At 47.2% G+C, this 26,426-nt stretch carries 23 protein-coding genes and 1 pseudogene; 6 read left to right on the top strand and 18 right to left on the bottom strand.

What is annotated here, in order from left to right:
* Window positions 1-49 precede the first annotated feature (49 nt).
* Genes C0Q44_RS22640 through C0Q44_RS22630 form a run of 3 tightly spaced genes read right to left on the bottom strand, consistent with a single transcriptional unit; the run spans window position 50 to window position 1,096 of the window.
* Entirely contained in the window at window positions 50-286 is a 237-nt protein-coding gene (locus tag C0Q44_RS22640; protein WP_105409486.1) for a diguanylate cyclase domain-containing protein, read from the bottom strand.
* 2 nt (window positions 287-288) lie between these two features.
* Window positions 289-570, bottom strand: a complete 282-nt coding sequence (locus tag C0Q44_RS22635) for a hypothetical protein (RefSeq protein WP_105409485.1) — start codon at window positions 568-570, stop codon at window positions 289-291.
* Window positions 500-1,096 carry a biliverdin-producing heme oxygenase gene (locus C0Q44_RS22630; protein WP_105409484.1) on the bottom strand — a complete coding sequence of 199 codons (597 nt, stop codon included), beginning with the start codon at window positions 1,094-1,096 and terminating at the stop codon, window positions 500-502. The genes C0Q44_RS22635 and C0Q44_RS22630 overlap by 71 nt, the downstream gene beginning before the upstream one ends.
* 396 nt (window positions 1,097-1,492) lie before the next feature.
* Between C0Q44_RS22630 and C0Q44_RS22625 the strand changes: the two genes are divergently transcribed.
* The 4 genes from C0Q44_RS22625 to C0Q44_RS22610 all read left to right on the top strand — a co-directional run bounded on the left by C0Q44_RS22625 (window position 1,493) and on the right by C0Q44_RS22610 (window position 4,282).
* Window positions 1,493-2,290 (top strand): Nif3-like dinuclear metal center hexameric protein, encoded by a 798-nt coding sequence (locus C0Q44_RS22625; protein ID WP_105409483.1) that lies wholly within the window; start codon window positions 1,493-1,495, stop codon window positions 2,288-2,290.
* A gap of 320 nt (window positions 2,291-2,610) precedes the next feature.
* Window positions 2,611-3,036: a DMT family transporter gene (locus C0Q44_RS22620; RefSeq protein ID WP_105409482.1), complete on the top strand. Its 426-nt coding sequence runs from the start codon at window positions 2,611-2,613 to the stop codon at window positions 3,034-3,036.
* Between the two features lie 45 nt (window positions 3,037-3,081).
* Entirely contained in the window at window positions 3,082-3,780 is a 699-nt protein-coding gene (locus C0Q44_RS22615; RefSeq protein ID WP_105409481.1) for a Crp/Fnr family transcriptional regulator, read from the top strand.
* Between the two features lie 13 nt (window positions 3,781-3,793).
* On the top strand, window positions 3,794-4,282 hold the full coding sequence (locus tag C0Q44_RS22610) for a DMT family transporter (protein WP_105409480.1): 489 nt from the start codon (window positions 3,794-3,796) through the stop codon (window positions 4,280-4,282).
* 97 nt (window positions 4,283-4,379) lie between these two features.
* Here the strand turns inward: C0Q44_RS22610 and C0Q44_RS22605 are convergent, their stop codons facing one another.
* The 6 genes and pseudogenes from C0Q44_RS22605 to C0Q44_RS22585 all read right to left on the bottom strand — a co-directional run bounded on the left by C0Q44_RS22605 (window position 4,380) and on the right by C0Q44_RS22585 (window position 16,438).
* Window positions 4,380-5,096, bottom strand: coding sequence for a YebC/PmpR family DNA-binding transcriptional regulator (locus tag C0Q44_RS22605; protein ID WP_105409741.1), 717 nt, complete (start codon window positions 5,094-5,096; stop codon window positions 4,380-4,382).
* Between the two features lie 222 nt (window positions 5,097-5,318).
* Window positions 5,319-7,040, bottom strand: coding sequence for an assimilatory sulfite reductase (NADPH) hemoprotein subunit (cysI, locus tag C0Q44_RS22600; protein ID WP_105409479.1), 1,722 nt, complete (start codon window positions 7,038-7,040; stop codon window positions 5,319-5,321).
* A 53-nt stretch (window positions 7,041-7,093) separates the two neighbouring features.
* Window positions 7,094-8,928, bottom strand: a pseudogene (locus C0Q44_RS22595) (assimilatory sulfite reductase (NADPH) flavoprotein subunit).
* 268 nt (window positions 8,929-9,196) lie between these two features.
* On the bottom strand, window positions 9,197-11,893 hold the full coding sequence (locus C0Q44_RS31220; protein WP_258166509.1) for an S-layer homology domain-containing protein: 2,697 nt from the start codon (window positions 11,891-11,893) through the stop codon (window positions 9,197-9,199).
* The gene (locus C0Q44_RS31215; protein WP_258166508.1) at window positions 11,872-14,418 is read right to left on the bottom strand and encodes a fibronectin type III domain-containing protein; all 2,547 of its coding nucleotides are present in this window, start codon (window positions 14,416-14,418) and stop codon (window positions 11,872-11,874) included. Before C0Q44_RS31215 ends, C0Q44_RS31220 begins: the two co-directional genes overlap by 22 nt.
* A 463-nt stretch (window positions 14,419-14,881) precedes the next feature.
* Entirely contained in the window at window positions 14,882-16,438 is a 1,557-nt protein-coding gene (locus C0Q44_RS22585; RefSeq protein WP_105409478.1) for an ABC-F family ATP-binding cassette domain-containing protein, read from the bottom strand.
* A 197-nt stretch (window positions 16,439-16,635) separates the two neighbouring features.
* Between C0Q44_RS22585 and C0Q44_RS22580 the strand changes: the two genes are divergently transcribed.
* A complete protein-coding gene (locus C0Q44_RS22580) occupies window positions 16,636-17,115 on the top strand; it encodes an SET domain-containing protein (protein WP_105409477.1) in 480 nt (159 codons plus the stop codon).
* 220 nt (window positions 17,116-17,335) lie between these two features.
* Here C0Q44_RS22580 and C0Q44_RS22575 read toward each other — a convergent pair whose 3' ends face one another.
* From C0Q44_RS22575 to C0Q44_RS22550, 6 genes are all read right to left on the bottom strand, one after another.
* Window positions 17,336-17,944, bottom strand: a complete 609-nt coding sequence (locus C0Q44_RS22575) for a DUF1349 domain-containing protein (protein WP_105409476.1) — start codon at window positions 17,942-17,944, stop codon at window positions 17,336-17,338.
* 47 nt (window positions 17,945-17,991) lie between these two features.
* Window positions 17,992-19,338, bottom strand: a complete 1,347-nt coding sequence (locus C0Q44_RS22570) for a dihydrolipoyl dehydrogenase family protein (protein ID WP_105409475.1) — start codon at window positions 19,336-19,338, stop codon at window positions 17,992-17,994.
* Between the two features lie 50 nt (window positions 19,339-19,388).
* On the bottom strand, window positions 19,389-20,903 hold the full coding sequence (opuFB, locus tag C0Q44_RS22565; RefSeq protein ID WP_105409474.1) for an osmoprotectant update ABC transporter permease/substrate-binding subunit OpuFB: 1,515 nt from the start codon (window positions 20,901-20,903) through the stop codon (window positions 19,389-19,391).
* Window positions 20,896-21,936: an ABC transporter ATP-binding protein gene (locus C0Q44_RS22560; RefSeq protein WP_105409473.1), complete on the bottom strand. Its 1,041-nt coding sequence runs from the start codon at window positions 21,934-21,936 to the stop codon at window positions 20,896-20,898. Before C0Q44_RS22560 ends, opuFB begins: the two co-directional genes overlap by 8 nt.
* A gap of 374 nt (window positions 21,937-22,310) precedes the next feature.
* Window positions 22,311-23,141, bottom strand: coding sequence for an SDR family oxidoreductase (locus tag C0Q44_RS22555; RefSeq protein ID WP_105409472.1), 831 nt, complete (start codon window positions 23,139-23,141; stop codon window positions 22,311-22,313).
* A gap of 47 nt (window positions 23,142-23,188) precedes the next feature.
* Entirely contained in the window at window positions 23,189-23,941 is a 753-nt protein-coding gene (locus C0Q44_RS22550; protein WP_105409471.1) for an SDR family oxidoreductase, read from the bottom strand.
* 117 nt (window positions 23,942-24,058) lie between these two features.
* Here C0Q44_RS22550 and C0Q44_RS22545 point away from each other — a divergent pair, with 117 nt between their 5' ends.
* The gene (locus C0Q44_RS22545) at window positions 24,059-24,502 is read left to right on the top strand and encodes a MarR family winged helix-turn-helix transcriptional regulator (protein WP_105409470.1); all 444 of its coding nucleotides are present in this window, start codon (window positions 24,059-24,061) and stop codon (window positions 24,500-24,502) included.
* 193 nt (window positions 24,503-24,695) lie between these two features.
* On the opposite strand, the gene C0Q44_RS22540 is transcribed toward C0Q44_RS22545, so the two are convergent.
* The 3 genes from C0Q44_RS22540 to C0Q44_RS22535 all read right to left on the bottom strand — a co-directional run bounded on the left by C0Q44_RS22540 (window position 24,696) and on the right by C0Q44_RS22535 (window position 26,415).
* Window positions 24,696-25,541, bottom strand: a complete 846-nt coding sequence (locus C0Q44_RS22540) for an NmrA family NAD(P)-binding protein (RefSeq protein WP_374955137.1) — start codon at window positions 25,539-25,541, stop codon at window positions 24,696-24,698.
* The gene (locus C0Q44_RS30370) at window positions 25,528-25,686 is read right to left on the bottom strand and encodes a hypothetical protein (RefSeq protein WP_181151136.1); all 159 of its coding nucleotides are present in this window, start codon (window positions 25,684-25,686) and stop codon (window positions 25,528-25,530) included. The genes C0Q44_RS22540 and C0Q44_RS30370 overlap by 14 nt, the downstream gene beginning before the upstream one ends.
* 144 nt (window positions 25,687-25,830) lie before the next feature.
* Window positions 25,831-26,415, bottom strand: coding sequence for a TetR/AcrR family transcriptional regulator (locus tag C0Q44_RS22535; protein ID WP_105409469.1), 585 nt, complete (start codon window positions 26,413-26,415; stop codon window positions 25,831-25,833).
* Window positions 26,416-26,426 lie beyond the last annotated feature (11 nt).

Genomic DNA, 26,426 nt, shown 5'->3' with positions numbered 1-26,426 from the left:
GCATCTCTGCCCTCTTCTTCTGATAATGATTTAATTAACACAGGCTTAATCAGTCGACAATCGCCCGATTCTTCCCTTCACTCTTGGCTTGAGCCAATGCGCGACTGGATTTTTCAATCAGATCGGAAGCATTCGAACGCTCATCCGGCTTCATAACTGCACCTCCGACACTAACGGTGACGACTCCACTTGAACCCAATAATTCTCGCTGAATCTGGAGAGCCAGAACGTGTTGTCTGATCTCTTCCGCCAGTTCGACTGCATATGCAGAAGTGGTGCTCTTCATTTTTAGCTGAATGTGCCTCCCTGAAGGCCGTATGCTGCATTATAAGAACGGAAATCATCCATGTCTAACCGCTTGCTTACATATTCTTCGCCAATCAGATATTCCAAAGGCATACCCAGATGATCCTCCGTATTTTGACTGCATTGAACAATGATTGGCGCAGAACTGGTATTGATCGCCAGGAGCACGCCATGAGGTTGAATAAACCCCTTCCTATTTCTCCGTATTGATCCACTGATCAAGCAGTCGGAATGTCTCTGATGCGCTGTGCACCATAGGATCATGATCCTCTGACGAAGTGATGCTCTGTTGCAGCAATACCATAAACTCGCTCCACCGGGTTCGGGTCTCCGAGCCGTAGGCATTGAAATATTCCAGACCACGATCAGCTTCAATGGGCAGGAACTGCGACAGGCGTTTGGTCATGATCTGTCCACCGTTTGTAGACCCCTCGATAACATACAGGTATCCGAACAGACGTGCAGGTGTCGAAATATCAGGCAACTCTTCACAGCGTGGAAGCTGATCAATCTCTTCTTGTGTTGCACCCAGATTGTGCAGATCCTTCTCCAGTAATCCAGCCTTGCCTCTGATCTCGATATCCAGACCTGTACTTTCCCAAAAAGGCTGTTGTACCGCCTGATCTTCCAAGGGCTTCAGAAATCCATAGAATTTCTCCAAATAGGTTCTATATTCTTCTAACGTCACCGTTTGATTCATAATGGCTTTCGCATACGGGTTCTGTTCTACTTGTCTATGATAATGAGCAGTCTCACTCTTCAGACGTTCCATAATATTCGTTGCTGTCATGTAGTCCTCCCCTTTCTTAATCAGTTCTGTTGGTGCACATGAATGCTTATCCTCAACTGAAATCTCAGTATATTTTGAAACAGAACCTGCTTTGGGTTGTATTCCGTTCCATTTAATCCAGACAAAGACTCTATGTAAGTATACTTATTCTTGTTTGAGAAAACTATATGAATCCAACATCCAGACACCACGAATAGTTTCCTGCGTTGTTATCTTAACTGTCTGGAAAACGGTATGATACGTCTGTTTTGGCTTCGACACTCACCAGACTTTCAGAACAAACGTATTTTCATTGCTGGTTATCCTCGAAATTGAGTTTTCATGGCTTACATCTGTATTTCAGATTTCAACATGGTACACTAATGTTATATCCTTTCATTGGAGGCATGAATCCCTATGAATCTCACTGTCCAAGACATTGTATTTCATCTTACCGATACCGTAGAACTGCCGGAAAACACTGTGGATCAGCTCATTACGGGCACACTTCATCAGACGGTCACAGGAATTATCGTTGCTTTTATGCCAACACAACATGTCATTGAACAAGCGATACAACATGGTGCCAACCTGATCATTGCGCATGAGTCTCCATTCTACAATCATCATAGCCATACGGATTGGCTCGGTACAGACCCGGTCTATATCCACAAAAAGAAGTTAATTGATGAAGCAGGCATTTCCATATTTCGATGTCATGATATCATCCACCGGTTTCAACCGGATGGCATTACTGAAGGGTTGATTCAGGCATTAGGGTGGTCCTCTTGTGTGGAGCAACGATTATCCGAGGCAAGTATTATTTCTTTTCCTGAGGGTCACACCGTTGAAGCTGTTGCAAACCACGTGAAGAACACGTTGGGACTTGATTACGTACGTGTTGCAGGCAGACCTGAAATGGAATGTAGACGCGCGGCAGTACTGGTTGGATTTCGCGGTAATGGTAATGTGACCATTCCTCTGATTCAGAACGAACAGCTGGATCTGATCATTGCTGGAGAAGGATTCGAATGGGAGACCCCGGAATATGTTCGGGATGCCGTGCAGCAAGGTAAGTCGATGGCGCTAATCATGATGGGACATGCCGAAAGTGAGGCTTCGGGCATGAAGCTTTTGGCAGACAGGTTGAGAGAACGATTTTCGGAATTGAATGTTCACTTTGCCGATGAGCGGCCTGTGTATACGGTACTGTGATTATTGAATAGTTAACGAACTGAGGACACTCTATTTATCGTATATTGGACGAGTTACACAAGTAACGACATTAAATTATAAGTTCCTTAATATTAGTCGATTACACAGGTGACCATTACATAGAAAATGAGTTACGTCGTACCATCCTACTTCAGATAGACAAGAGAGCCACAACTTACAGCTAACCCTTCTGGATTTTCAAAGTTCTTTATTGTACTCTAAATGCTGTGACTTCAGAGCTGAGGACATTTGTCCTTGGCGTTCAGGGCCCATTTATCATTAAATAGAAGTCGAAGTGATTCAATAAGGAGCGAACCCGCATGAGAGGAATTATTTTCGCATTACTAGGTGGAGCCTGTATCACCCTGCAAGGGGTGGCCAATACCCGGATCAGTACGGACATGGGCACATGGCAGGCGGCTACCATTACACAACTGACGGGATTCATATTAGCAGCACTGATCCTGATATTCGTTCGTGACACCAACCTTCAGGGACTCAAACAAGTGAAACCTATGTACCTGGCCGGTGGTGCTTTTGGTGCTGTAATTATTTTCAGTGAAGTGACAGCTATCCAGCAGATTGGAGTTACGTTCACGATCTCTGCACTGTTGATTGCCCAGCTATTCCTGACTTTTCTGGTCGATAGTAACGGTTGGTTTGGTGTAGTGAAGCAGAAGATGAAACTGCCGCAATTTCTGGGCATTGCCTTAATGGTTACTGGTGTAATCATTATGAAACTGTAGTTGTTAGACGTATACGAAAATATAAGGTCGGAGGTGAACAACAGCGTGCAGGAAATCCATAATGAGCAGCAATTAATAAACTATCTGAAGCATTATCAACTCGAAACGGTATTTCACGAATCCATACGTCCCCATATGACGTTATGCCACTTCGATAAGTGTGAATTGATCTGCCGTGAAGGCGAAGCTTCCGAATACTTATACGTACTGGTCGAAGGCAAAATCAAGATTTTCACCACCTCCGCTCAAGACAAAACGCTGGTTCTCTGTTTCAAGACACCGCTTGAAGTCGTGGGCGACATAGAGTATGTCCGTGAAAGTAACATTATTAATACGGTCCAGGCTGTGTCGCCTGTCGTGATGCTTCGTATTCATTATCAATGGCTTGCTGAACTTGCCAGCGATTATGCACCTTTACTGCAATTTTTGCTCAAAATCATCTCACATAAGTTCTACATTGACTCAAACTTTTCCAACTTTAATCTGATGTACCCCGTGGAAGTTCGACTCGCCAGCTACCTGCTCTCCATTTCAACCGAAGAAGCGGGCAACGTGGTTCACGAAGAGCTGGACGCGTTCAATCTGACCGACATAGCGAATCTGATTGGCACCAGTTACCGACATCTGAACCGGGTCATTCAGAAACTATGTGCAGACGAATTGATTGAACGACATCAAGGATTAATTATGGTCAAGAATCGGGCGGGTTTGCGTGAAATAGCAGGTCATAATATCTACGAATAAGGAGTTCGAAATCATGTTAATTACAGGTATCTCGCTTGCATTGCTGGCAGGTGCACTTGTCAGTCTACAAACCATTTTCAATAGCAAAGTCAATGAACGCACCGGTTCTTGGTCTACAACAACGATGGTGCTGTTCACCGGATTCATCGCTTCGTTCCTGATCTCCTTGCTCGTGGAAGGTAAGAACACGTTCAGCTTTCAGCATATGCAGCCTTGGTACTGGCTCAGTGGTGCCATTGGTGTTGGCGTAGTATTCTGCTTGGTACAAGGAATGAAACTGCTTGGTCCTACGTACGCCATCTCCATTGTGCTGACATCCCAGTTGAGCTTCGCTCTGTTATTTGACTCCATGGGGTGGCTCGGTCTGGAGCAAATTCCTTTTTCGTGGAATCAGTTGCTCGGTGTACTTGTGATTGTGGGCGGGATTGTATTATTTAAGTTCGGTGGACGTAACTCGACCAAATCAGATCCATCACCTGGAACGTTGCAGTCTGACTCATAAAAAACGAAAAAAGAGGGTCTGTCCAATTCCGCTGATTGGATAGACACTCTTTTTAGGTACTCTATACACGTATCGAACTTCATTTCGTTCAATTCACTTAAACGAACTCTACGTTATGATACACCTGCTGAACGTCTTCCAGGTCTTCAAGCGCATCGATCAGTTTCTCGAACTGAGCTTGTGCATCCTCTGGAAGTTCAATGTGGTTTTGCGCCAGCATCGTAAGCTCGGCTACGGTGAATTCAGTAACACCTGCAGCTTTGAACGCTTCCTGTACGGCATGGAATTGATCCGGTTCTGCATATACAATTACAGCTTCGTCTTCGTCCAAAATATCACGTACATCCACATCCGCTTCAAGCAGAAGTTCAAGCACTTCTTCGGAGTTCTTGCCTTCTACCCCAATCACTGCTGTTGGATCAAACATGTAAGCCACAGAACCGCTGACACCCATGTTACCAGCATTTTTGTTAAACGCAGAGCGCACTTCCGGCGCTGTACGATTCACGTTGTTGGTAAGTGCATCCACGATGACCATTGCACCATTCGGTCCGAAGCCTTCATAACGCAGCTCTTCATAATTTTCATCCCCGCCACCTTTTGCTTTTTCCATGGCACGGTCAATAATCGCTTTCGGTACGTTATACGTCTTGGCACGTTCCAGCACGACTTTCAGTGCACGGTTCGCTTCCGGGTCCGGTTCGCCCTTCTTGGCAGTTACATAGATCTCAACGCCGAATTTGGCGTAGACCCGGCTCGTGTTTGCATCTTTTGAAGCTTTTTTTTCCTTAATATTATTCCATTTACGACCCATATCGTTTCCGCTCACTTTCAACATGTAATCTGCTTTCTACTAAGTCATTATATCTTGTTGAACGTACTTCAACAAGTTAATACCCATGAAATAATGGGAATAACTGTGCCGATTAACTATCTCTGTTTAAAGTTTAGCCTTATTCTGAAAACTAAAAGCACCCCATAAGGGATGCTTCTATCGTTATACCCGTCTTGGCATCCGTTCACATTATCCGTTCATTCAGGCATGAAATTGTCGCCCATCCAGCACTTCTGGAACATAACCTGTACGGATCACAAAGTCTCCGAAATGTTCACCTTCATTGCGCTCTTTGGCATATTGATTCAACATTGGCGTTAACGTGTCCAAAATCTCGGTTTCACCGATATTTTCTTTGTACAGCTTATTCAAGCGATGTCCTGTGAAGCTGCCACCGAGATACAGATTGTATTTACCCGGTGCTTTACCGATAAATGAAATCTCCGCCAGCATCGGTCTTGCGCATCCGTTCGGGCAGCCGGTCATCCGAATGACAATCTCTTCGTCTCTTAGCCCAGCTTCGTCCAATACAGGCTCCAGTTTATCGATCAGGGACGGCAAGTAACGTTCGGACTCAGCCATCGCGAGACCACAGGTCGGAAGCGCAACACAAGCCATCGAACTTCTGCGCAGCGCTGAGTAATGCGCACCATCGGTCAAATTGTACTGTTGAATTAACGCTTCAATCTTTTTCTTCTTCTGGCTGCTGATGTCCCCGATAATCAGGTTCTGGTTCGCCGTCAGACGGAAATCTCCCGTATGCACTTTAGCAATCTCACGCAGACCCGTCATGAGCGGATACCCGTCAACATCTTTTATCCGTCCATTTTGAATAAACAGCGTGTAGTGCCATCTGCCATTACTGCCCTTCACCCAACCATAACGATCCCCATTATGATCAAAATGATACGCACGTGCCGTATCCAGTTTCCAGCCCAGGCGGCTGGTCAACTCTTCAGTGAACCATTCCAGACCACGGTCATCCAGCGTGTATTTGAAACGAGCATGTTTACGAACTGCACGATCCCCATGATCGCGCTGAATCATAACTGTTTTCTCCGCCACATCGATCATTTGCTCCGGCGTACAGAATCCGATGACTTTGGATACCTGAGGATACGTCTTCGAATCACCATGAGACATCCCCATGCCACCACCAACAGAAACGTTAAAACCCTGTAACTTGCCGTTCTCCACAATTGCGATAAAACCGAGATCCTGTGAAAATACATCCACATCATTGGAAGGCGGTACAGCAATCCCGATTTTGAACTTACGTGGCAAATACACTTTGCCATAGATCGGTTCAACTTCTTCGTCGGATTCCTGGGAATCGATTACTTTCTCCCCGTCCAGCCACAGTTCATGATACGCCCGGGTGCGAGGGTCCAGATGATTGCTCACCTGGCATGCCCACTCGTACACTTCGGCATGCACATCGGATTGATTCGGATTCGGGTTACACATGACATTACGGTTTACGTCACCGCATGCAGCGAGTGTGCTTAGCAATGAATCGTTCACTTCGCGAATGGTGTTCTTGAGGTCCCATTTCAGTACGCCATGCAGTTGAAAAGACTGACGTGTGGTCAGACGAATCGTCTCATTCGCATATTTATGGGCTACACGGTCCATCATCAGCCATTGTTCTGGCGTTACGATCCCACCCGAAGCACGCACACGTAACATGAATTGGTATGCAGGCTCCAGCTTGGACTTGTGACGCTCATTGCGCAGGTCACGATCGTCCTGCATGTAGCTGCCATGATGCTTCATCAGACGGTTGTCGTCCTCTGGAATTGCACCCGTAATCCGATCGGCTAGTGTTTCGGTAAGACTTCCACGCAGGTAGTCACTTTTGATCTTTATATCTTCCACATCGCTATTCGTACGCTGCGGGTTAAGTAAGTTATTATAAGCCATGCTGCTTTCTCCTCTCGTCTCTGCGGGATGGTTCAAGCCGGCTAAGCCGGAGATTAATAGACGTCCCGCTGATATCGTTTATCCTGTTGCAACCGTGTCAGATATTCCGATGCCTGCTCAGGCGATAAGCCGCCTTCTTGTTCCAGAATCGTGGTCAGTGCAGCATGCACATCATGGGCCATTTTTTTCTCGTCACCACAGATATATACGCTTGCACCCTCCTGAAGCCACTGGTACAACTCTTTGCTGTGTTCCAGCATGCGATGCTGTACATATACTTTCTGCTCTGTATCACGCGAGAAGGCTACATCCATCTTCGTGAGTACACCGTCTTTGAGCCAGCGCTGCCACTCCGTCTGGTACAGGAAGTCAGTCGAGAAATGCTGATCGCCGTAGAACAACCATGTTTTCCCTTCGGCTCCTGTTTCTTCACGCTCTCCAAGGAAAGATCGGAATGGCGCTACGCCTGTACCTGGCCCAACCATGATGATCGGCGTGTCCGGGTTCTCAGGCAGCTTGAAATTCGGATTATGCTGTATATATACAGGCAGTGTGTCGCCGGCTTCGATTCGTTCAGCCAGTTGTACCGAGCATACACCGTAACGCTCTCTCCCACGCGCTTCATAACGTACTGTACGAACCGTAAGATGAACTTCGTCCGGGAAAGACTTCGAACTACTCGCGATGGAGTACAGACGTGCCGGCATTTTACGGAGAACAGCGACGAATTCCCCGGCAGGAATGCCTTTTAGGCCATAATCTTGAACCAGATCCAGCAGATCACAGCTGTTCATGACCGTACGGAATTCGGAATCATCTGCAAGCAACGCTGTTAGCCCGCTTCCCGGATTCAGTTTCGCCAGTTGTTCCACAACCGGTTTGGTGACGGCAGTAATTTCAAAATAACGCAGCAACGCTTCGTGTACAGATGCCTGATCCCCGTTTTTGTTAACCGTGACACGCTCATCGGCATTCCATTCCATGGCTGTAATCAATTCATCGACGAGGCGAGGATGATTCTCAGGGAATACACCAAGGCTGTCACCCGGCTCATAATCCAGGTTGGAACCTTCCAAAGACAATTCAATATGACGCGTTTCACGATCCGACCCTCTGCCATTCAGATTGAGGTTTTCCAATACCTCAGACTTGAATGGATTCGTGCGATCATACTCGGATTCCCCGCTGCTCAGTGCAGCTGTAACCGCTTCAGTCGCTACCGATCCTGCTGTAGCTGATATGTTGCTTAATGAGGACAGTACTTCATTCATCCACTCCGCAGCTGATTCGTCAAAATCAACATCACAGTCCACACGCGGCACCAGAGTCGTACCCCCAATTCCTGCAATCGTTTGTCAAAATCCTTGCCTGTCTGACAGAAGAACTCATAGGAGGTATCTCCCAGAGCCAATACCGAGTAACGAAGACCTTCAAGCTTCGGAGCCCGTTTGCTGTTCAGGAATTCATGCAGCGGAATCGCATTATCCGGTGGATCGCCTTCTCCGTGCGTACTTACAATAATGAGGAGATTATCAATTTTCTTGAGTCCGTTCGGTTTGAAATCTCCCATGGAGGATAATGTCACTTGAAGACCTTGCTCTTCCAGTTTCTTGGCCAGCTTCTTCGACAGACCACTTGAGTTCCCCGTTTGTGAACCAAAGAGTACGGTAACTTCACGAGACACTGCCGGAGCACTAACAGGCGCTAATCCTATCGATTGTGAAGCCTGTACCGGACTTGCCGGAGCTGCTATAGTCACACCTGCCTGAATTGCTGTAATATATCCACTCAACCAAGCCCGTTGTCCATCGGTCAACGTAGGAATTAGACGATTAAGCAGTTCAACTTGTTCTTGATTAAAAGGGCTGTTTGTCACTTGAAGTTCCACCATTTGCCACCTCACGCATTGCTTCAATTTTAATTCCTACTAAAGTGATCATATTAATTTCTTCTATCTAGAACCTAACACACCGGGTGTGGAGGGTCAATTTCAATCATTTTATGGCATTTATCAGTTTCGCTGATAAATGAACAATATGTGCAAATCCATCCCTGTTACGGTACATCAAAAAGGCTTACTCCGACCTGCGATCCAGGTCAAAGTAAGCCTTCTTCTTCTTCTCACGCGACAACCATTCTACGAATTCTTGTTAGCTTCAGTTCTTCCATACCAGCTTGCTCATCATCGCATATAGCAACATAGCCGATTCGGCCCGGTTTGCTTCAGCAAGTGGTTTCACTGAACCGTTATATCCAGCGACGATGCCCAGATCCACAAGCAATGCCACACTATCCCGGGCATAAGAGCCAATCTCGGAAGCATCACGGAAACGTGTGAGGCTATCTGCCGAAGTTAATTCGGAATCAACCAAACCCGCTGCTGTAAGTGCTCTCACCGTCAGCGTCATCATTTCCTGGCGGGTGATCGTTGACTCTGGCAAGAAACGTCCGTCCCCGGCTCCAGCAGTGATACCAAGAGAACGCGCAGCTGCGACTGCTTCGTAGTAAGGCTCCTTTTCATTTACATCAGAGAATGCCTTCCCTAGCGAAGCGTTCAAGCCCAGCGCAGTCACTAGCCACTGCACATATTCGCCGCGTGTCATCTCCAGTTTGGGATGCAACTGACGGGAATCACCGCTTGCTTGGGCATCAATCACACCTCTTACAGCCAAGGCTTCCATCGCTTTCTTCGCCCACTGCACTTCTGCTAGATCCGCGAATGTATGGTCTACCGACACAACCGTATAATTTCCTGTCCGTGACGTTACGGCAAATACAATCTGGCCGCTACTTGAGTCGTAATGACTTTGAGGCAACGGAGTTGCCACACCATTCGCGTCAATGGCAAACGCTATAACACTATCCTGCTGTGTATCTTGCAATGATCGGTAAGGTAAACGAAGCATCAACTCGTTTCCCGATGGCCATGCATGACCATCCAGATTCAGTTCAAGCTTAACTCCGTACTCCGTACCGAGTTGATCTGCAACCTTCTGCGGCAGCTCCGTTCTGACCAATCGTACAGATACAATCCCATCACCCTCTATATCCTTCGCTAAGAGCGTCGCCGGAAGCTCCACCGTTCCCAGTTCCGTAACGATGTTAAACACATGTGATTCCCCTTGATCCATGAGCGCAGAGACAGGCAGAATCACTTCGTAAGTCGTTGCTCCTGAGACCGGATTCAACCGAAGTTCGACCAGACGGTGACCATCAGCTGTAGATGGTGCAACTTTAAAAGCAGCATCAATCACTGAATCTTCCACCCTGGATTGCGCTACACCTTTCTGATCCAATTGAGCTTGCAACTCCAGAATGGAGCGGTCTTTCTGCGGCTCAGGGATAGGTTGTGGCGATGAATGGTCTGCAACAGGGGGGTTGCCTCCTGATTGTCCGCCATTGCTGTTAGAACCAGAACCACTGCCTGGATTCCCACCTGAATTGCCTCCTGAACCTTCACCTGGACCTCCGCCCGGCGAAGGTGTGTAAGCTGGAACTTTTACTGTCAAAGGCATAGTCATCGCTTTACTGTCGTCCGAGGTTCGGATCACTTCCAGCTCAAGTGTTACCGTCGTTTCACTCCATGGCGGGGTAATCGTTCCATTGGTTTGAATGACGGACGGTGCAGAGCTGGAAACGATCGCTACAGTGAAGCCCTGCGGCACAACTGGCAACTTTAGCTTCTTCGCGCCGGCGGAAGGCTGCTCCAGTGTCGTAAGACGTGCGGCCACATCGGCAGCCGTCTGTTCGGCTGTAATTACCTGGTAAGCGGAAGATAAACCGTGTATGGATTCCCCCGTTGCATTCAAAGCTTCCACTTTGTAATAGTAATGCTTGCCGGGGTTTAATCCGCTGTCGGTGTATTCCCGCGCGCTACCGCTGTACATCACGCTATACTCGCCTTGCTCACGATCCGAGCGGTAGAGCTTATAGCTTGCCGCACCCTGACGAGCATCCCACTGAAGCGCTGCGCTTGTTGCGGTGAGCGAATCGGCACTCAGGCCCGCACTATCATTCACAGGCGGAGCTGAATCAGGTTTGACGATCATGATCCAGCTGATCATCGGGTCCTGTGATGCCGTATTGCGCACGGTCAGTTCCAGCTTGTTGCCCGATACGCTAATACCTTTGTGAGCCCTAACACTGGATGGTGTAAACGTGACTGCACCCGTATTAGTACCATTGATGAGAAAATTCGCTCTGCGTGAAGTATTCGTCCACGGGTCATTGAATCCGGCATACACATCATATGTCCCGTTCGGCACATCGAAACTATAGGTTAGATCCGTGCCTTTCGGCGAATTGCTGGCATTGCCGCCGTTCAGATAACGCACGGTCGAGAATATATCTCCAACATTCGAACCGGATGGCAACGCATCGGCACTGACATAGCCCCAATCACGTCCCTCTGCCGGGGTATACATCTGATCCGCCATTCCTGGGTTAGCGAGCGTTCCTTTCATATAGCTACCCATTAGCTTGTAATCAGCTGTATCGTAACCTCCGCTGTTCACGAAATACAGTGCATTCTCCGGAACAACGTATACGCGAACGGCCTGCTTCTTGTTACGGTACTCCGGTGTCGTCACCTGCAGTGTGATTGGACCCGGCTTGGCAAAATCTTCTACGGTCATAGCCCGATTATCAATCGTCCATTCTGCCGCTGTGGGTATCAGTGTACCACCATCACGAACATGAACTGTCGTTGGCAAAGAAGGTATCTTGCCAAGCGTCACAGCTTCAGGCAGTGGATCAGCAATATCTACCTTGCCCATCGAATCCAGCAGATCGGTCGTCCAACTGTTATACCATTTAATCGCAATGTCAGAACCTATTCCGAATTCAATTGGCAAGAACACATATTTTGCAGCGTCATTTGCGAAATTGCCCCCGTTCCACGTATCTCCCACATAGATGAACTTGCCATTCTCGGGTCAACCGGAATGACCGATGTCGTCTGCGTACCGAACGCCTTACCCGGATCGGGATCACTCGGCAATGTGCGTACAAACGGATTGGTCTGCGTTGACCATGGACCAAAAATGTGTTCAGCCACCGTCACTTTATTTTCGTTAGGGGCCCAACCGGAAGCTCCCGAGGTCAAAATATAGTATTTACCTTGATATTTGAACATGGCTGGCGCTTCACGTTGTCCTCCCGGAAATACCCGGACGTAATCAACGCCGTACTCTGCCTGATAAGTGGAATCACGAACCGGATTACCTTTGTCATCCGTTCGTCCCTCTTTGTGCCACCCTGTTACATCGCTATAATCATCGGTCAGTTTGGAGATATATAACGTCAGGTTCTCTTCGCTGGAGTAGATCAGGTACCCGGTACCATCATCGTCCTTGAACAACGTCATATCACGAGCCATGCCCCGATCGCTTGGGAAATAATCTTTCTCCCCTTCGGGAGCTCTGTCCATCCGATAACTCTTCTGATACACGAAAGGTCCTGTAGGGGAGTCACTGATTGCGTAGCCGGCCTGCGCCTTACCGTAGTTTGCATTATTGTTGTAGGGGTCCTTGTCTCCGTCCATATGGGCCCACATGACGTATTTTTTCGTTTTGTCATTATAGATGACCTTAGGCCGTTCAATGATCCGCCCTCTGCGGATATCTGCCCAGATATTCACGCGGTCTTCACGCCCTGCATACAACTCGGAGATCAACGGGTCATTGTCAAAATCCTCCATCGATTGAAGCGTCGTGAGTGCCATGCCTTCGTCCGTCCAGTTCATCAGATCCTTAGATGAGTACACGCGCACACCAACAGCTGGCCATCCTCCCGTGTGGTATTCGCCGTACCAGTAATATTTTTCCGTCTGTTCATCATAGAAGAAACCTGCCCCGTGGGCATCGATCGGCTTACCGTTCTGATCCGGCCACAGTTGCCCCGGTGTAATGCTTGTGCGGAGGGTGGCAACACCGAGTGGGGCAGATGCTGGAGAAGCGATGCCGTCCACGGTTGCCTGAATCATGTAGAAATACCCTGTGCCCATCGTCAGGCCGTTATCGTTAAATGTATTTTCATTGCCACTGTATACCTGTTGGTACGTTCCCGAAGCACTGGTTGCCCTGGACACGGTATACGTTACATCAGATCCAGGCAGGGCATTCCATCCCAGAGAGATCGACGTATCGGTCACGGCTGTAGCAGCAAACTCTGCGGGAGAGTCAATGAAGTACGTCGTGACTTCTGCAACGGTAAATGCAGATTCTCCCGCTGCGTTAAAGGCTGTTAAACGATAGCTGTAGGTGTTGCCTGGCTCAAGCTCCTGATCCGTAAACGTGAATCCTTTACCTTCGTACACCTGCTCATATTGCTCACTGCCAGCCTTGGCTCGAACCACGCGATAGCCAGTTGACTTGTCCACAGCGGGCCAGGACAGCTTCACGCTTGTGGCGTTGAGTGCCACAGCTTTCAGTTCGCCCGGAGCCTGCGGTGCACTTGATGTCGTTCGAACCTCAAATGGCGCAGACCATAACGACTCGGTTAGCCCCCCGTATTCGTAAGCGAGCTTGTAATAATACACTGTATCCGTGCTCAATCCTTCATCCACGTAATCTGAAGAACCGGTGTTGGTCACCTGGGAATATCCACCTTCAGCTGTAGAGGAACGGTATAGACGATAGTTGGTTGCACCTGCTATTTCAGTCCATTGCAGTGAGACCGAAGATGCCGTCTGTTCATCACTGGTGAGCAGAGCATCATTCACGGGTGGCGGCTCGGCAATAATTAGATCATCCATATGTACAGACTGCCACCTATTCCGAATGCCAACTGTACCTGAAGTAATTGAAGTATCGATCACATCAAATACCAATCGATCTGATCCATTGTCGACTATATAACCACGAATGGAGCTACCCGATAGCACCACTTTGAGTGTGTACCATGTATTTTGGGCAAGCGTATAGTCCACTGATTTCAAAGGTGTATCTACTCCGTTAACCTTCTTGGTGAGGACCAATTTATTGTTAGGCCCCTGCATTTGGAAGTAATAATAGTTGCTCTTGTCGTGAAACCGCGGCAAAATTCCCGGATATCCTTTACCTTCTCCTGTATAAAAGCGCATGGAAACCGCCATATCGGATATCGATTCTCCAGTCGAGATAAAACCTTCTTCGGTATCACTTTGAAAAAGGACTTGGTTGGATGCATCCGCCGGGTCAGCGGTGACTTGCCAGTTACCTGAGATCACGTTCCATGCAGGTGATGTGGTATAGTCTCCATCGGAAAAATCGTCCTGTACCCATGTGGCTGGAATACGGATTGGATCTGCATGAACCCTGTCCGGGTACATCAAAGGTCCCGAAGATAACGCCAGTGTTGCGGATAACATGAACGCGATCGGTTTTCTCAGTTTATCCAATATCGATTCGCTCCTTTGCGTTAGAAGATGTATGCATATTTCCATGTTTCTTTTTAAAGACACAGCGTGTGGGTATGCTGACATGTTAGCTCAACCTGTTTAAGCAGTCATCAAGTTACAAACAAATGCCCAAGATACAGGCTCACCTCCCCTAACTAATGAAACCGGTTTCATTAGAGCGCATAAAAAGACCCGTCTTCCCTTCTAAGTGCAACGATGTCGACCATTCGGAATGCCGTGTCTTGTTTGCCCCTATGCAGTAAAACAGGTTTCTAATATGTAAATGTAAGTGCTTTCCTGAATTATATGATTGCCTCATTGACGCTGTCAACCACTAATTCAGCTCGGACATTTTTCGCCGTAACCATGCAAAAAAAGGCGCGCATTCCACCTGCTTCGCAAGTAAAAATACGCGCCTTTTTATCACCAATCGAGCTTGTTCGCAAGCTCACTCATCTTACGTTTAGAATACCTTCGTTGTCCATGACTCACAGTTCCATGTCTCCGTAACCACATCACGGTAGAATTCCGGTTCATGCGAAATCAACAGAATGCTGCCTTTGTAAGCTTGGAGTGCACGTTTCAACTCTTCCTTGGCATCTACGTCCAGATGGTTCGTCGGCTCATCGAGTACAAGCAGGTTGGTTTCGTTGTTGATCAGTTTACAGAGACGCACTTTGGCTTTCTCGCCACCACTCAGTACAGCAACTTTGCTCTCAATGTGCTTAGTGGTCAATCCACATTTCGCAAGTGCTGCACGCACCTCAAACTGGGTGTACGAAGGGAACTCTTTCCAGATCTCTTCGATACACGTGTTATAGTTGGCATCCTTCATCTCTTGCTGGAAGTATCCAATCTCCAAGTGTTCACCACGTTGAACAGTGCCTTCCAATGCCTGAATCTCACCCAAGATGCTGCGCATCAGCGTTGTTTTACCGATTCCGTTCGCACCAACGAGTGCAATCTTCTGTCCCCGCTCCATACGCAGATCCAATGCTCTGGACAACGGTTCATTATAACCAATCACAAGGCCTTTGGCTTCGAAAATGAGCTTGCCTGATGTTCTCGCATCACGGAAGTTGAATTGCGGTTTTGGCTTCTCTTTGGCAATCTCGATCACATCCATCTTGTCGAGTTTCTTCTGTCTGGACATCGCCATGTTTCGTGTAGCCACACTCGCTTTGTTCCGTGCTACAAAATCTTTGAGGCCAGCAATCTCTTGTTGTTGGCGTTTGTAAGCCGACTCCAGTTGCTGTTTTCTCATCTCATGCACTTCCTGGAAATGATCATAATCGCCAACATAGCGAGTCAGATCCTGGTTCTCCATGTGATAGATCAAGTTGATAACATTATTCAGGAACGGAATATCATGAGAAATGAGGATAAATGCATTCTCATATTCCTGCAAATAACGTTTCAACCATTCAATATGCGTTTCATCCAAATAGTTCGTCGGCTCATCGAGTAACAAAATATCGGGTTTTTCCAGCAAAAGCTTGGCAAGCAATACTTTCGTTCGCTGTCCACCACTCAGGTCATTAACGTCTTTATCCAGACCGATATCTGTCAGACCGAGACCGCGTGCGGTTTCGTCCACTTTGGCATCGATCATGTAGAAATCCTGATTGGTCAGCGTATCCTGAATCGTACCTACATCTTCAAGGAGTTGTTCAAGCTCCTCCGGCGTCACATCGCCCATTTTGCCATACATATCATTCATTTCCTGTTCCATGTCAAACAGATACTGGAACGCACCGCGAAGTATGTCACGAATGGATTGTCCTTTGTTCAATACCGCGTGCTGATCCAGATAACCGACACGCATCCGTTTGGACCACTCCACCCTGCCTTCATCCGGTTGAAGCTTGCCCGTAATAATGTTCATGAAGGTGGATTTACCCTCACCATTGGCCCCGATCAGACCAATATGTTCGCCTTTCAACAGGCGGAATGAAACGTTGTTAAAGATAGCACGGTCACCAAAACCGTGACTTAATTTTTCTACATTTAGTATGCTCATTCATGACACCTTTTCTATATAGACTTAATTCTTTGTATATTATAAGCGTTATCTCCTGTACAACTCAACGCCATATTAAAAATATTCCACCTTTTTGGCTGAAATTTGCCTTATATGAAAGTATGGGGTAAAATTTGGCCTTAAACGACTTACTACTATATAGAACGGAGCTCTCAGCAGAGCATCAGGTGAATATTATGATTGAAGTGAAACAATCCAAGTTGGGCGATGGTGGTGAATTTAACCGCGGGGTATTTGCTACCGTAGATATTGCCAAAGGCACGCTTATCCATCAGGCACCTGTTGTGCCTTATCCGAATGAAGATCATGAACATGTTGAAAAAACGATTCTGGAGGATTACGTGTTCGAATATGGTGTGAATCATACCGCTATACTGCTCGGATACGGCAGCCTCATCAACCACTCCTATGAACCAAACGCTACCTATGATATTAACTTTGAGAACCATACCTTTGACTTCTATGCGTATACAGATATCAAGGCTGGCGAGGAGATCGTGATCAATTACAACGGTGAAGAAGACAACATGGACCCGTTATGGTTCCTGGATGATTACGAGGAACGCATGCGTGAGTTGAATGAGTCCAATGAGGATGCTGATGATGAAAAAGGTGACAACACCAAGCCCGATGCTATAAATGCGGAGCAAAAGTAATCCGGGTTACGTTAAGCATGAGCTATTCATCCCTGTATAGACATACTATGTTATGCCTTTAGCTTCACATCACCAAATCACATAAGATCACACTAAAATAAGCAAGTCCTCCCTAATGGAAGACTTGCTTATTCATGCTGATTTGCTTTCTATACCTTGCTCCTGTTTCTTCGTTGATTTGTTTCAGGTATGAGGTTGCTTGGTTCCCCACCTGCTTGCGCTAGTCAATAATTGGAGGGTCGGTGTGCAAATCTACATCAGGTGCCGTGAATCTCCACTTGGTAAATGCGACCTCGAACCCTGCCCGCTTGGGTGAACACAAAAACGGACCTGCATGCTTGTTCGTCGGATAGGCAAACCGGGCAACCCGAATCGTTCGCCAAGGGTGCTCATCCGTGCGAGCACGAATGACGACGGATTCTTCGCTGTAAGAAGCTCTGATCGTTACGATTCGTCCACCCCACTCTGGTACAGGAGAGAGTGACCAATCGGAGTACGTATCCGTCACAACGGCTCCAACATGAGCTACGCCATCATTCACTTCAACCCCTGCCTTAATCCACTGATGCTCTCCGTGCCATAACATCAATCCCGCCTGATCGTATAATTCGGTGAACGAACTTAGATCGAACGACACTTCAATCGCTTCACTTCCGTCCCATGGAGCAAGCATGGCATGTCCATTCCGATGACAGAAACCATAGAATGTCTTCTCCCAGAAGTCACTGCCTTCCTTCGCCTCCACGATCAAATGATCCCCATTCATCCGCGTAGCCATAGGTTCGGTAGTCCACTGGCCTTCATGAAGCCCAAGAAAATTCGATGACATTGTTATACTCATCCTTCCTTGAATCCCCTGCGGGAGTTCAATCTCTTCTAAATTAAAGAACCCAGGTCCGATGCAGCAGTAGGATATGCAAAATTCATGGTGTTTAACTGATCGATAGTCAGATTGAACTGAATCGCCATTGCAAAAAGGTTGATCAATTCTTCTGTTTTGCTCCCGAGCACATGCGCACCCAGAATACGTCCGGTTGATTTGTCGATCACCACTTTGGCCATGGCAAATTTTTCATGAGTTCGCTTGTAAGTATACCATTTCGACATATCATTTACCTGCACCTCGTAGCCATCCTTCTTGGCTTGTTCCGTGCTCATACCTACAGCTCCAAGGGCAGGGACAGTAAACACAATGGAAGGCATCACTTTATAATTTGGTTTGTGTTGATTTCCCTCCAACAAATTGAACGATACAGCCCGGGATTCCTGACCTGCTAACGGGGTTAAAGGCAACCCTTTTGTATCAGTTACATCGCCAGCAGCATACACTCTCGGATTACTTTCACTTTGTAAGTACTCGTTCACCGTAATCCCCTTTTTGCTGTAGCTGACGTTGGCTTTCTCCAATTCCAGCCCATCCACATTAGGAACACGCCCCGCTCCATGAACGACAAGTCCGCACTGCCACTGGTGTTCTGCACCATTACGTGTGCCATGAACGACATAGGCGTTCCCCTCTTGCCGTATGGACTTCACCTTCGCGTTCAAGTGAACATGAATGCCGATCTCTTTTGATTTATGCAACAATGATTCTACAAGCTCCGCATCAAACGACTTCAGAGGTTGCTCACTCCGATGCAGGATATGAACTTCCGTCCCGGCTCTGGCCGCAATATGCGCAAACTCAAATGCAATGTATCCACCGCCTACCAGAACTAAACGATCCGGCAGCTGTTCCAGATCCAGAAAGTCATCACTATATATAAGATGCTCTGAGCCCTCAATCTCAAGTGGCGCAGGTCTTGCACCGGTAGCAATCAGGATGTGTTTGCCATGGAGCACTTCTTCTCCCACTTGAATATGATTTTCATCGACAAATGAAGCTTTACCATGGAACGTATCCATTCCGGCCTGTTTGAATTGATCTTCACTTGCTCTAGGTATGCTCTCGGTAAAGGTGCGTTTAAAGGCCATAAGTTCAGACCAGTTGATGGTCGCCTGTCCCTGAATTCCTTTCCCTTGCATCCGTTCATTCCAGTCAATCAGCTCCGCGGCTCCGGCCAGCACTTTCTTGGGATCACAGCCACGCAGTGCACACGTTCCGCCGAACTCACGTTCATCAATTACAGCAACTCTCCAGCCAGCTTCAGCGCAACGGGTGATTACAGAGCTTGCCGCACTTCCTGTACCAATCGCAATCAAGTCATACGTTTCTTGTGTCATCATGGTTCCTCCTCATCCTTTTGGTACATCTATTGCAGGGATGCCTGAAGTTACAGCAATCCAGCCTGTTTAAGGTACTCTGCTGCAACCTGTTCAGGATTCGCTCCCTTTACGTTCACGTCAAAGTTCATCTGACGCATCTCGTCATCCGTAATTTTTCCAGCAAGCTGATTCAGCACCTCAACCAGTTGTGGATATTGATCTGCCGTTTCTTGACGAAGCATCGGCGCGCCTTGATACGGTGGGAATAACTCCTGATCATCCTCCAGCACAACGAGTTCATATTGTCTCAACTCACTGTCTGTGGAGTAGGCATCTACCAGATTGATATCGCCACGTTGAACAGCACCATAGCGAAGCTTCGGTTCCATAGTCGCCACGTTCGGGAATTCAATCCCATACTTCTTCTGAATGCCTAGGTAACCGTCTTCCCGATCCGAAAATTCCAGCGTAAATCCTGCCTTCATCAGCTGTTCCACCGGTTTGAGATCCGAAATGGTCTTGAGATTGTATTGATCTGCGATGCTCTTTGGAACGGCCAACGTATACGTATTGTTGTAATCCATAGGGTTCAGCAGCACCATGTTGAACTGGCTCAGCATTCCATCTCTTGCCTGTTCGTACACCGCTGTGCGATCCGTACTCACTGCCGTTTCCTTCATGAATTCGGAGATGGCAGTACCCGTAAATTCAGGATAGATGTCAATATCACCCGACTTGAGTGCATTGAAGAGAAATGGCGTTTTGCCTAGTCCCGGCTTTAATTCAACCGTTAGGTCTGTATCCTTTTCAATTAGCAACTTATACATGTTAATAAGAATCTCCGGTTCTGCTCCCAGTTTGCCGGAAATAACGAGATCCTTCTGTCCTCCCCGTGCCAAGAAGGGGATCGTGATCACAAGTATAGCTATGAGAGCCAGCGAACCTAGTGTAATCAGCGTTTTCTTGAAGGATAACCGCTGGAACTGACGCAGCAACACATCGAACAAAATGGCCAATAAAGCGGCCGGAATCGCTCCAAGGATGATCAATGCGGTATCGTTCCGATCAATGCCAAGTAAGATCAATGCGCCCAAGCCACCTGCACCAATCAGGGCAGCCAGTGTCGCCGTTCCTACGATCAGGACCATCGCAGTCCGAATACCCGCCATGATGACAGGCATCGCGAGTGGCAATTCCACTCTGATCAGACGCTGACGACGATTCATGCCCATGGCATTGGCCGCTTCGACCATGGAAGGATCGACTTGAGATATACCTGTGTACGTGTTGCGAAGTACTGGAAGCAACGCATACACCACCAATGCGATTATCGCAGGCAATGTACCTATGCCGAATAACGGGATAAGCAACCCCAGAAGCGCCAGGGATGGAATGGTTTGCAGAACCGCTGTAAACCCGATAATTGGCTCCGCTACTCTTGGTTTGCGTGTCAGGTATATGCCCAGTGGAATGGCGATCAGGACCGCAAAGAACAATGCGATAAATGAGATCTGAATATGTTCAAGAAGAGCAGACAAAAGCTGACCTTTACGCTCACTGAACACCTCCGTGATTCTACTCATGTCCATCACCTCGTTCCTGCAACTGAGCGGACCAGTATTTCATCAATTCAGCCCGACTGATCTGACCGATAATCTGGCGGTTACGCTCAACCAGCAAGTGGTCATGTGAAGACATAATATCCACCAGTTCGGTTAGCGTTATGGATACAGAAACAGCCGTTTTGGCTGATTTGGGCACATGACCCGGTGCGAGAGGTAACATAATGGACTCCAGATCAAACACTGAATCCCTTCGTCCTTCCTCTGATCCCACATGTAATCCGTTTATTCGGCTCTCTTCTTCAGATACTGACTGTTTATTTATATCAACATCTGACCTTCCGACAAACTCACGCACGAAATCATTGGCTGGCTGCTGTATCAATTCTTCCGGGGTGCCTACCTGTACAATTTGTCCATCCTTCATGATGCAGATCCGATCCCCCAATTTCATCGCTTCCTGAATATCATGGGTGACAAATACAATCGTTTTCTTCATCTGACGCTGGATGTCCAGAATGTCGTCCTGCAATTTCTCCCGACTCATCGGATCAAGTGCACTGAATGGCTCATCCATCAATACAATCTCGGGATCAGCTGCGAGTGCGCGCAACACACCAATTCTCTGCTGTTGTCCTCCAGATAACTCGGCTGGTCTACGCTCGCTGTACGTATCCCCATGCAGACCGACCATGTTCAGCAGACTATGTACGCGTTCCTTGATCTGCTCTGACTTCCATTTTCTGAGTTCGGGAACAACCGCAATATTCTCGGCAATTGTCATATGTGGGAACAGGGCAATCTGTTGCAGCACATATCCAATATTCCAGCGCAATTCGTGAATGTTATATTCATCGATCAGGCGCTCATTAATGCGCACTGTTCCATCTGTTCGTTCAATCAGGCGATTGATCATTTTGAGCATGGTCGTTTTGCCACATCCGCTCGGACCAATCATGACGAACAATTCTCCCTTGTTAATGTCGAGATTAACCTGACGTAATGCAGTCGTTCCATCAGGATATTGTTTGGATACATTTTCGAACTGGATCATCCGCCTTCTTCGCCCCTTTATATCACACATTCATTCTCATCTATTTCCCCAAAAACACAGACCTATAATCATCCTCCTGAATCGGTGAATTGTTCTTTGTGTACGAATCATTGACACGATGAATATGCGATAAGCTTGATGAATCGGCAAAAAGACGGGCCAGCAGGCACCTTCTCCTTGCTTTTTGCAGGATGTAATTCCCATTTTCAGGTACAGGTTTAATTAGTAATCAGTAGAAGTTCTTATCCCTCGAAAGTAGTTATTCCAATAACAATTTTAAACTTGACTCTTCTGTACAATAATTGGGGAAGATTATTGTCTTATAAAAGAAAAATGCTCCCGTACCTTGGCTAGGTTTTACGGAAGCATTCCAATCAGTTGTTATAATAGTGAGACTGTTCGAGGTCGGAGATCAGTGCAGGTTGCATAGGGTGCCATCCCAGAAGTTCTTGAGTTACAGCGCTTGATCTCGGAATATCGAGCGCTGCAAGCGTGCTGAGAAAGCCGAAGTGAGCTTCTGCCTCTTCACGTGAAATGCTAACTACAGGTACGTTCAGGTGTATACCGATAACACTTGCAATGTCTCGAAATGGAACTCCTTCATCCGCGACCCCATTTAGTCGTGAACCGGCGGGTGCCTTTTCTAACGCAAGCCGGTATAGATATGCAGCGTCAAGGCGGTGTACAGCCGGCCACCGGTTGAACCCATCTTCCACATAGGCTGATAAGCCCTTCGTTTTGGCGATGTTGATCAGTCTTGGCACAAATCCGGTGTCACCTTCACCATGTACTGAAGGACAAAGTTCTATGATCGATGTTCGGACTCCGCGCTCAGCCAGCGATAATACCAAGTTTTCCACTGCCACTCCATTATTGTGCGTGGTGATCACGAACGGCTTACCAGAGCCCTCCAGCGCGCCCCCCATTGCTTCGACAGCATGCAAATCTGCTGTGAGTGCCCCTGCGAAATTCGAGAAGTCGTGATTGAATGCCAGATGAATGACCCCATCCACAGCTGCCGCACCTCTACGAAGGCTGTCGAGATCGTCAATGTCGCCGCGGTGCGCTTCAGCCCCGACCTCTTTTAGTTTTGAAGCGCTATTGTCTGAACGCACTAGACCAACGACCTGATGACCCGCATCAATGAGTTCGTGTACGACAGCAGAACCGATGTAACCCGTTGCTCCTGTTACAAAAACACGCATTATGAAATCCCCCTTAAAGCTGTTAACCATTGTTATATAAAATATAATTACCACGCAATGGGTCCATCCTCATCTGAGAACGTTCCTGTTGGACCGTCCGCATCAATCATCGCAAGTCGAACCGCTTCACGTGCTCCTTGTTCAACACTACGGGTACCAGCAAAATTATTGAGTGCAGTCGAGGTGAAGCCTGGACATGCCGCATTGACCTTGATATTTGTCGATTCAAGCGCAAAGGCAAAGGCAAGTGTTACTGCATGAACTGCCGATTTTGACGCCGAATAGGCTCCAAACATCGCACGATGCGAGTTTTCTGGAATGGAGTTCCAACTAAGGGACCCTCCGGTGCTGCCTATGTTGACGATGCGTGCTGCCGGAGCCTCACGCAAAAGTGGCAACATGGCCTGAGTGACAGCAATGACACCAAAAACATTCGTTTCATAAACCGCACGAATGTCTTCCAGCGAAGCGATGGTCATAAGACCGCTGGCCGCGCCACTGCTTGGAAAAGGATCACTCGATTTACCTGCGTGTGAAATACCCGCATTGTTCACAAGTACATCGAGACGACCAAATTCGTTCTGTATATGCTCTACTGCAGCAAAGATGGAGTCCTGATCCGTAACATCAAGCTGGAGAGCGTGCGCATCCGCCCCGATGCTTTTTGATGCGGTTTCTCCATTTTCGAGGCTTCGTGATCCGACTAGAACAGTGAAGCCATGTTTCACCAGATCCTTCGCAATTTGTAGACCGATACCTTTGTTAGCCCCGGTGACCAGAGCAACGAGTTTATTTTGCATAGTAATAATCTCCTTTTTTTATTGATTGATGAGCAAATAAAAATCATGGTTGACACGTCAACCTAGAACGATACTAACACGTTGAAGTTGACACGTCAACCATGTTATTATGCTTTTATGGATAATAACGAACTAAATGAAGAAGAAATGCGAATATGGCATATGTGGAAAGGTTCCTTCCAGACCATCTTCGGGCGTGTAGTCAAAGACATGTCTGATCACACAGGACTATCAGAGGGTGATTTTGGAGTATTAGATCGATTAATGCTTTTGGGGAACGGTAACCTTCGCCAACAAGAATTAGCCGACTCTATGGACTGGGATAAAAGTCGATTATCTCATCATCTGAAGCGGATGGAAAAACGTGGGCTAGTCATAAGGAAACCACTAGACACAGATCGCGGGATTCAAGTCATGATCACTTCCGTTGGAAAAACAATGTTAGATAATGCTCGTCCCTTCCTCTCCAAGGCAATACGCAAGCATTTTTTTGAACACTTAACCCATCAAGATTTGGAGTTAATAACTAATTTAGCTGAAAGGACAAACACAAGGTCTTAGTGTCTTATAAAGCTCCTTCACCTTGAACACACTTGTTAGTGACGAGCAATATCGACTTTTTTCATGGATTTGATTGACCAAATTGTAAGGCTTGCCTAAACCAGATTGGCGAATTTGGTTATTAATTAGCAGAAAAGGAACTGCCATCCATGCTGGCAGTTCCTTTCTATTTTTTCAGTAAATTAGTTACATGTTAAGATTGTCTAAACATACGCTCCAAAGTAACTGGGCTATGCCCTGTGACTTTCAGTACCGTATCCGTAACTTGATCTTCTCTGCCTTCCTCCCGAATGAATCTGTCCAGCCCAGCAAGAGCCACTGCGTAATCTTCCGACATTCCCGCCCGAATCATGCTATTCCTCAATTCTTCATCGGACAGAGATTCATGCTCTACGGATTGATTCCATACACGGCTGATGATTGCAGCAACTTGCCCATAGGACAATGTCTCTGGCCCCGTAATGAGATGAGCTGTATTATGCGGGATAACATCTGTCAGTGCATGGTAGGCAACCGCTGCGATATCGTCAGCACTGACAAAACCAATTTTTCCTTCGCCAGCGGCGCTGTAGATCTTCCCAAGCTGCTTCATCGTCTCCCGATGTGGTCCCTCGGTAAAGTTCTCCATAAAGTAGGATGGCCGTAATACAGTCCACTCGGGAGCTTGCTCTTTCAGGTACTGATGAACATTGCCAAATATAGGCCCGTCTTCGTCAACGGAAGCACTGCCAAGCAAAACAAACCGTTTCACACCGCTCCAAAGCGCCTCCTTGATAAACGGGATCATCACCTTTTCCGGGTTCATGTCCATGACAGGTACAACAAGGTACACATGATCCACATTTTTCAGTGCCGGGCCATATGTCTCTGAATCATACCAATCAAAATAGACATGGTCGTTACCAGAATCAGCAGCTATTGGCTGTTTTCTCCCTGCCAGACGCACCGGATATTGGTGCGCCTGAAGCTTGGCCGCAACGCGGCTTCCTGTTTTTCCATTTGCTCCAGTAACAAGTGTTACAGGTTTATTGTTGATCATCTTCATTACCTCCCGAGTCCGATCCTAGGACTACCCGTAGATTCCAATAGTCTTTGTAATGTGTAATCTTGCCGTTCTGATGGCTCATCATAATTCGACTAGCTATGTTATCGTTCTCGCTCATCTGTTGATACTCTCTGTTCACTAGAATTCCTCCTTGAATTTGGTTTTGATCTTTTTCCAGACTGATCAGTCTGGAAAAATGAAAAAATAAACGCTTCCGCGTTCATTTCAAACCATCCGTCCGTGCAATATAAATGTGTGGATGTGTAGTTCTGTACAATCAAATTTAATCCAGTACCCGTAATGTCACACGTACAAGATCTCGCAGCACTTCCATACTTGCACCACTCTTGGCCGTGAAGGTCATTGAGAGTCTGGAATAATTCAGATAACGGGAAAGGCTCGGCAATTCTTCTTCACTATGCTTCACTTCACCAGTGTTATGACCACGTAGAAGCGCTGCGTGAAAAACGTCCTCCATCAGCTTGTTGTTGGTCTGGATAAATTCCGAAATTTCAAGATTTTGCGGAGCCTGCTCGACCGCACTGTTGAATATAAAACATTCATTGCGACGTTCCTCGTCCATCAAAACATTGACAACTTCGTTGAACAGCTGTTCCACACCTTCACGCACACTTGAACATTCATTCAATAGTGTGATTCCTGCCTCTGTTTTCTGCCGAACATAAAACTTCAGGGCAGAGACAAACAGATCATGCTTGGTTCCATACGTGTCATACAGACTTTGCCGCGCGATACCAAGTTCACTCAGCAATAAGGTCAACGACGTACCTTCATAACCGTGAACTCCAAATACAGATATTGCTTTTCGCAGAACACTTTCGGTGTCAAACTCCTTGGCTCTTCCCAATGTCAGACCTC

Source organism: Paenibacillus sp. PCH8, assembly GCF_002968835.1.
Classification (GTDB): Bacteria; Bacillota; Bacilli; order Paenibacillales; family Paenibacillaceae; genus Paenibacillus.
The sequence above is the reverse complement of the archived record's forward strand: the minus strand, read 5'-3'. Positions and strand labels throughout refer to the sequence as shown.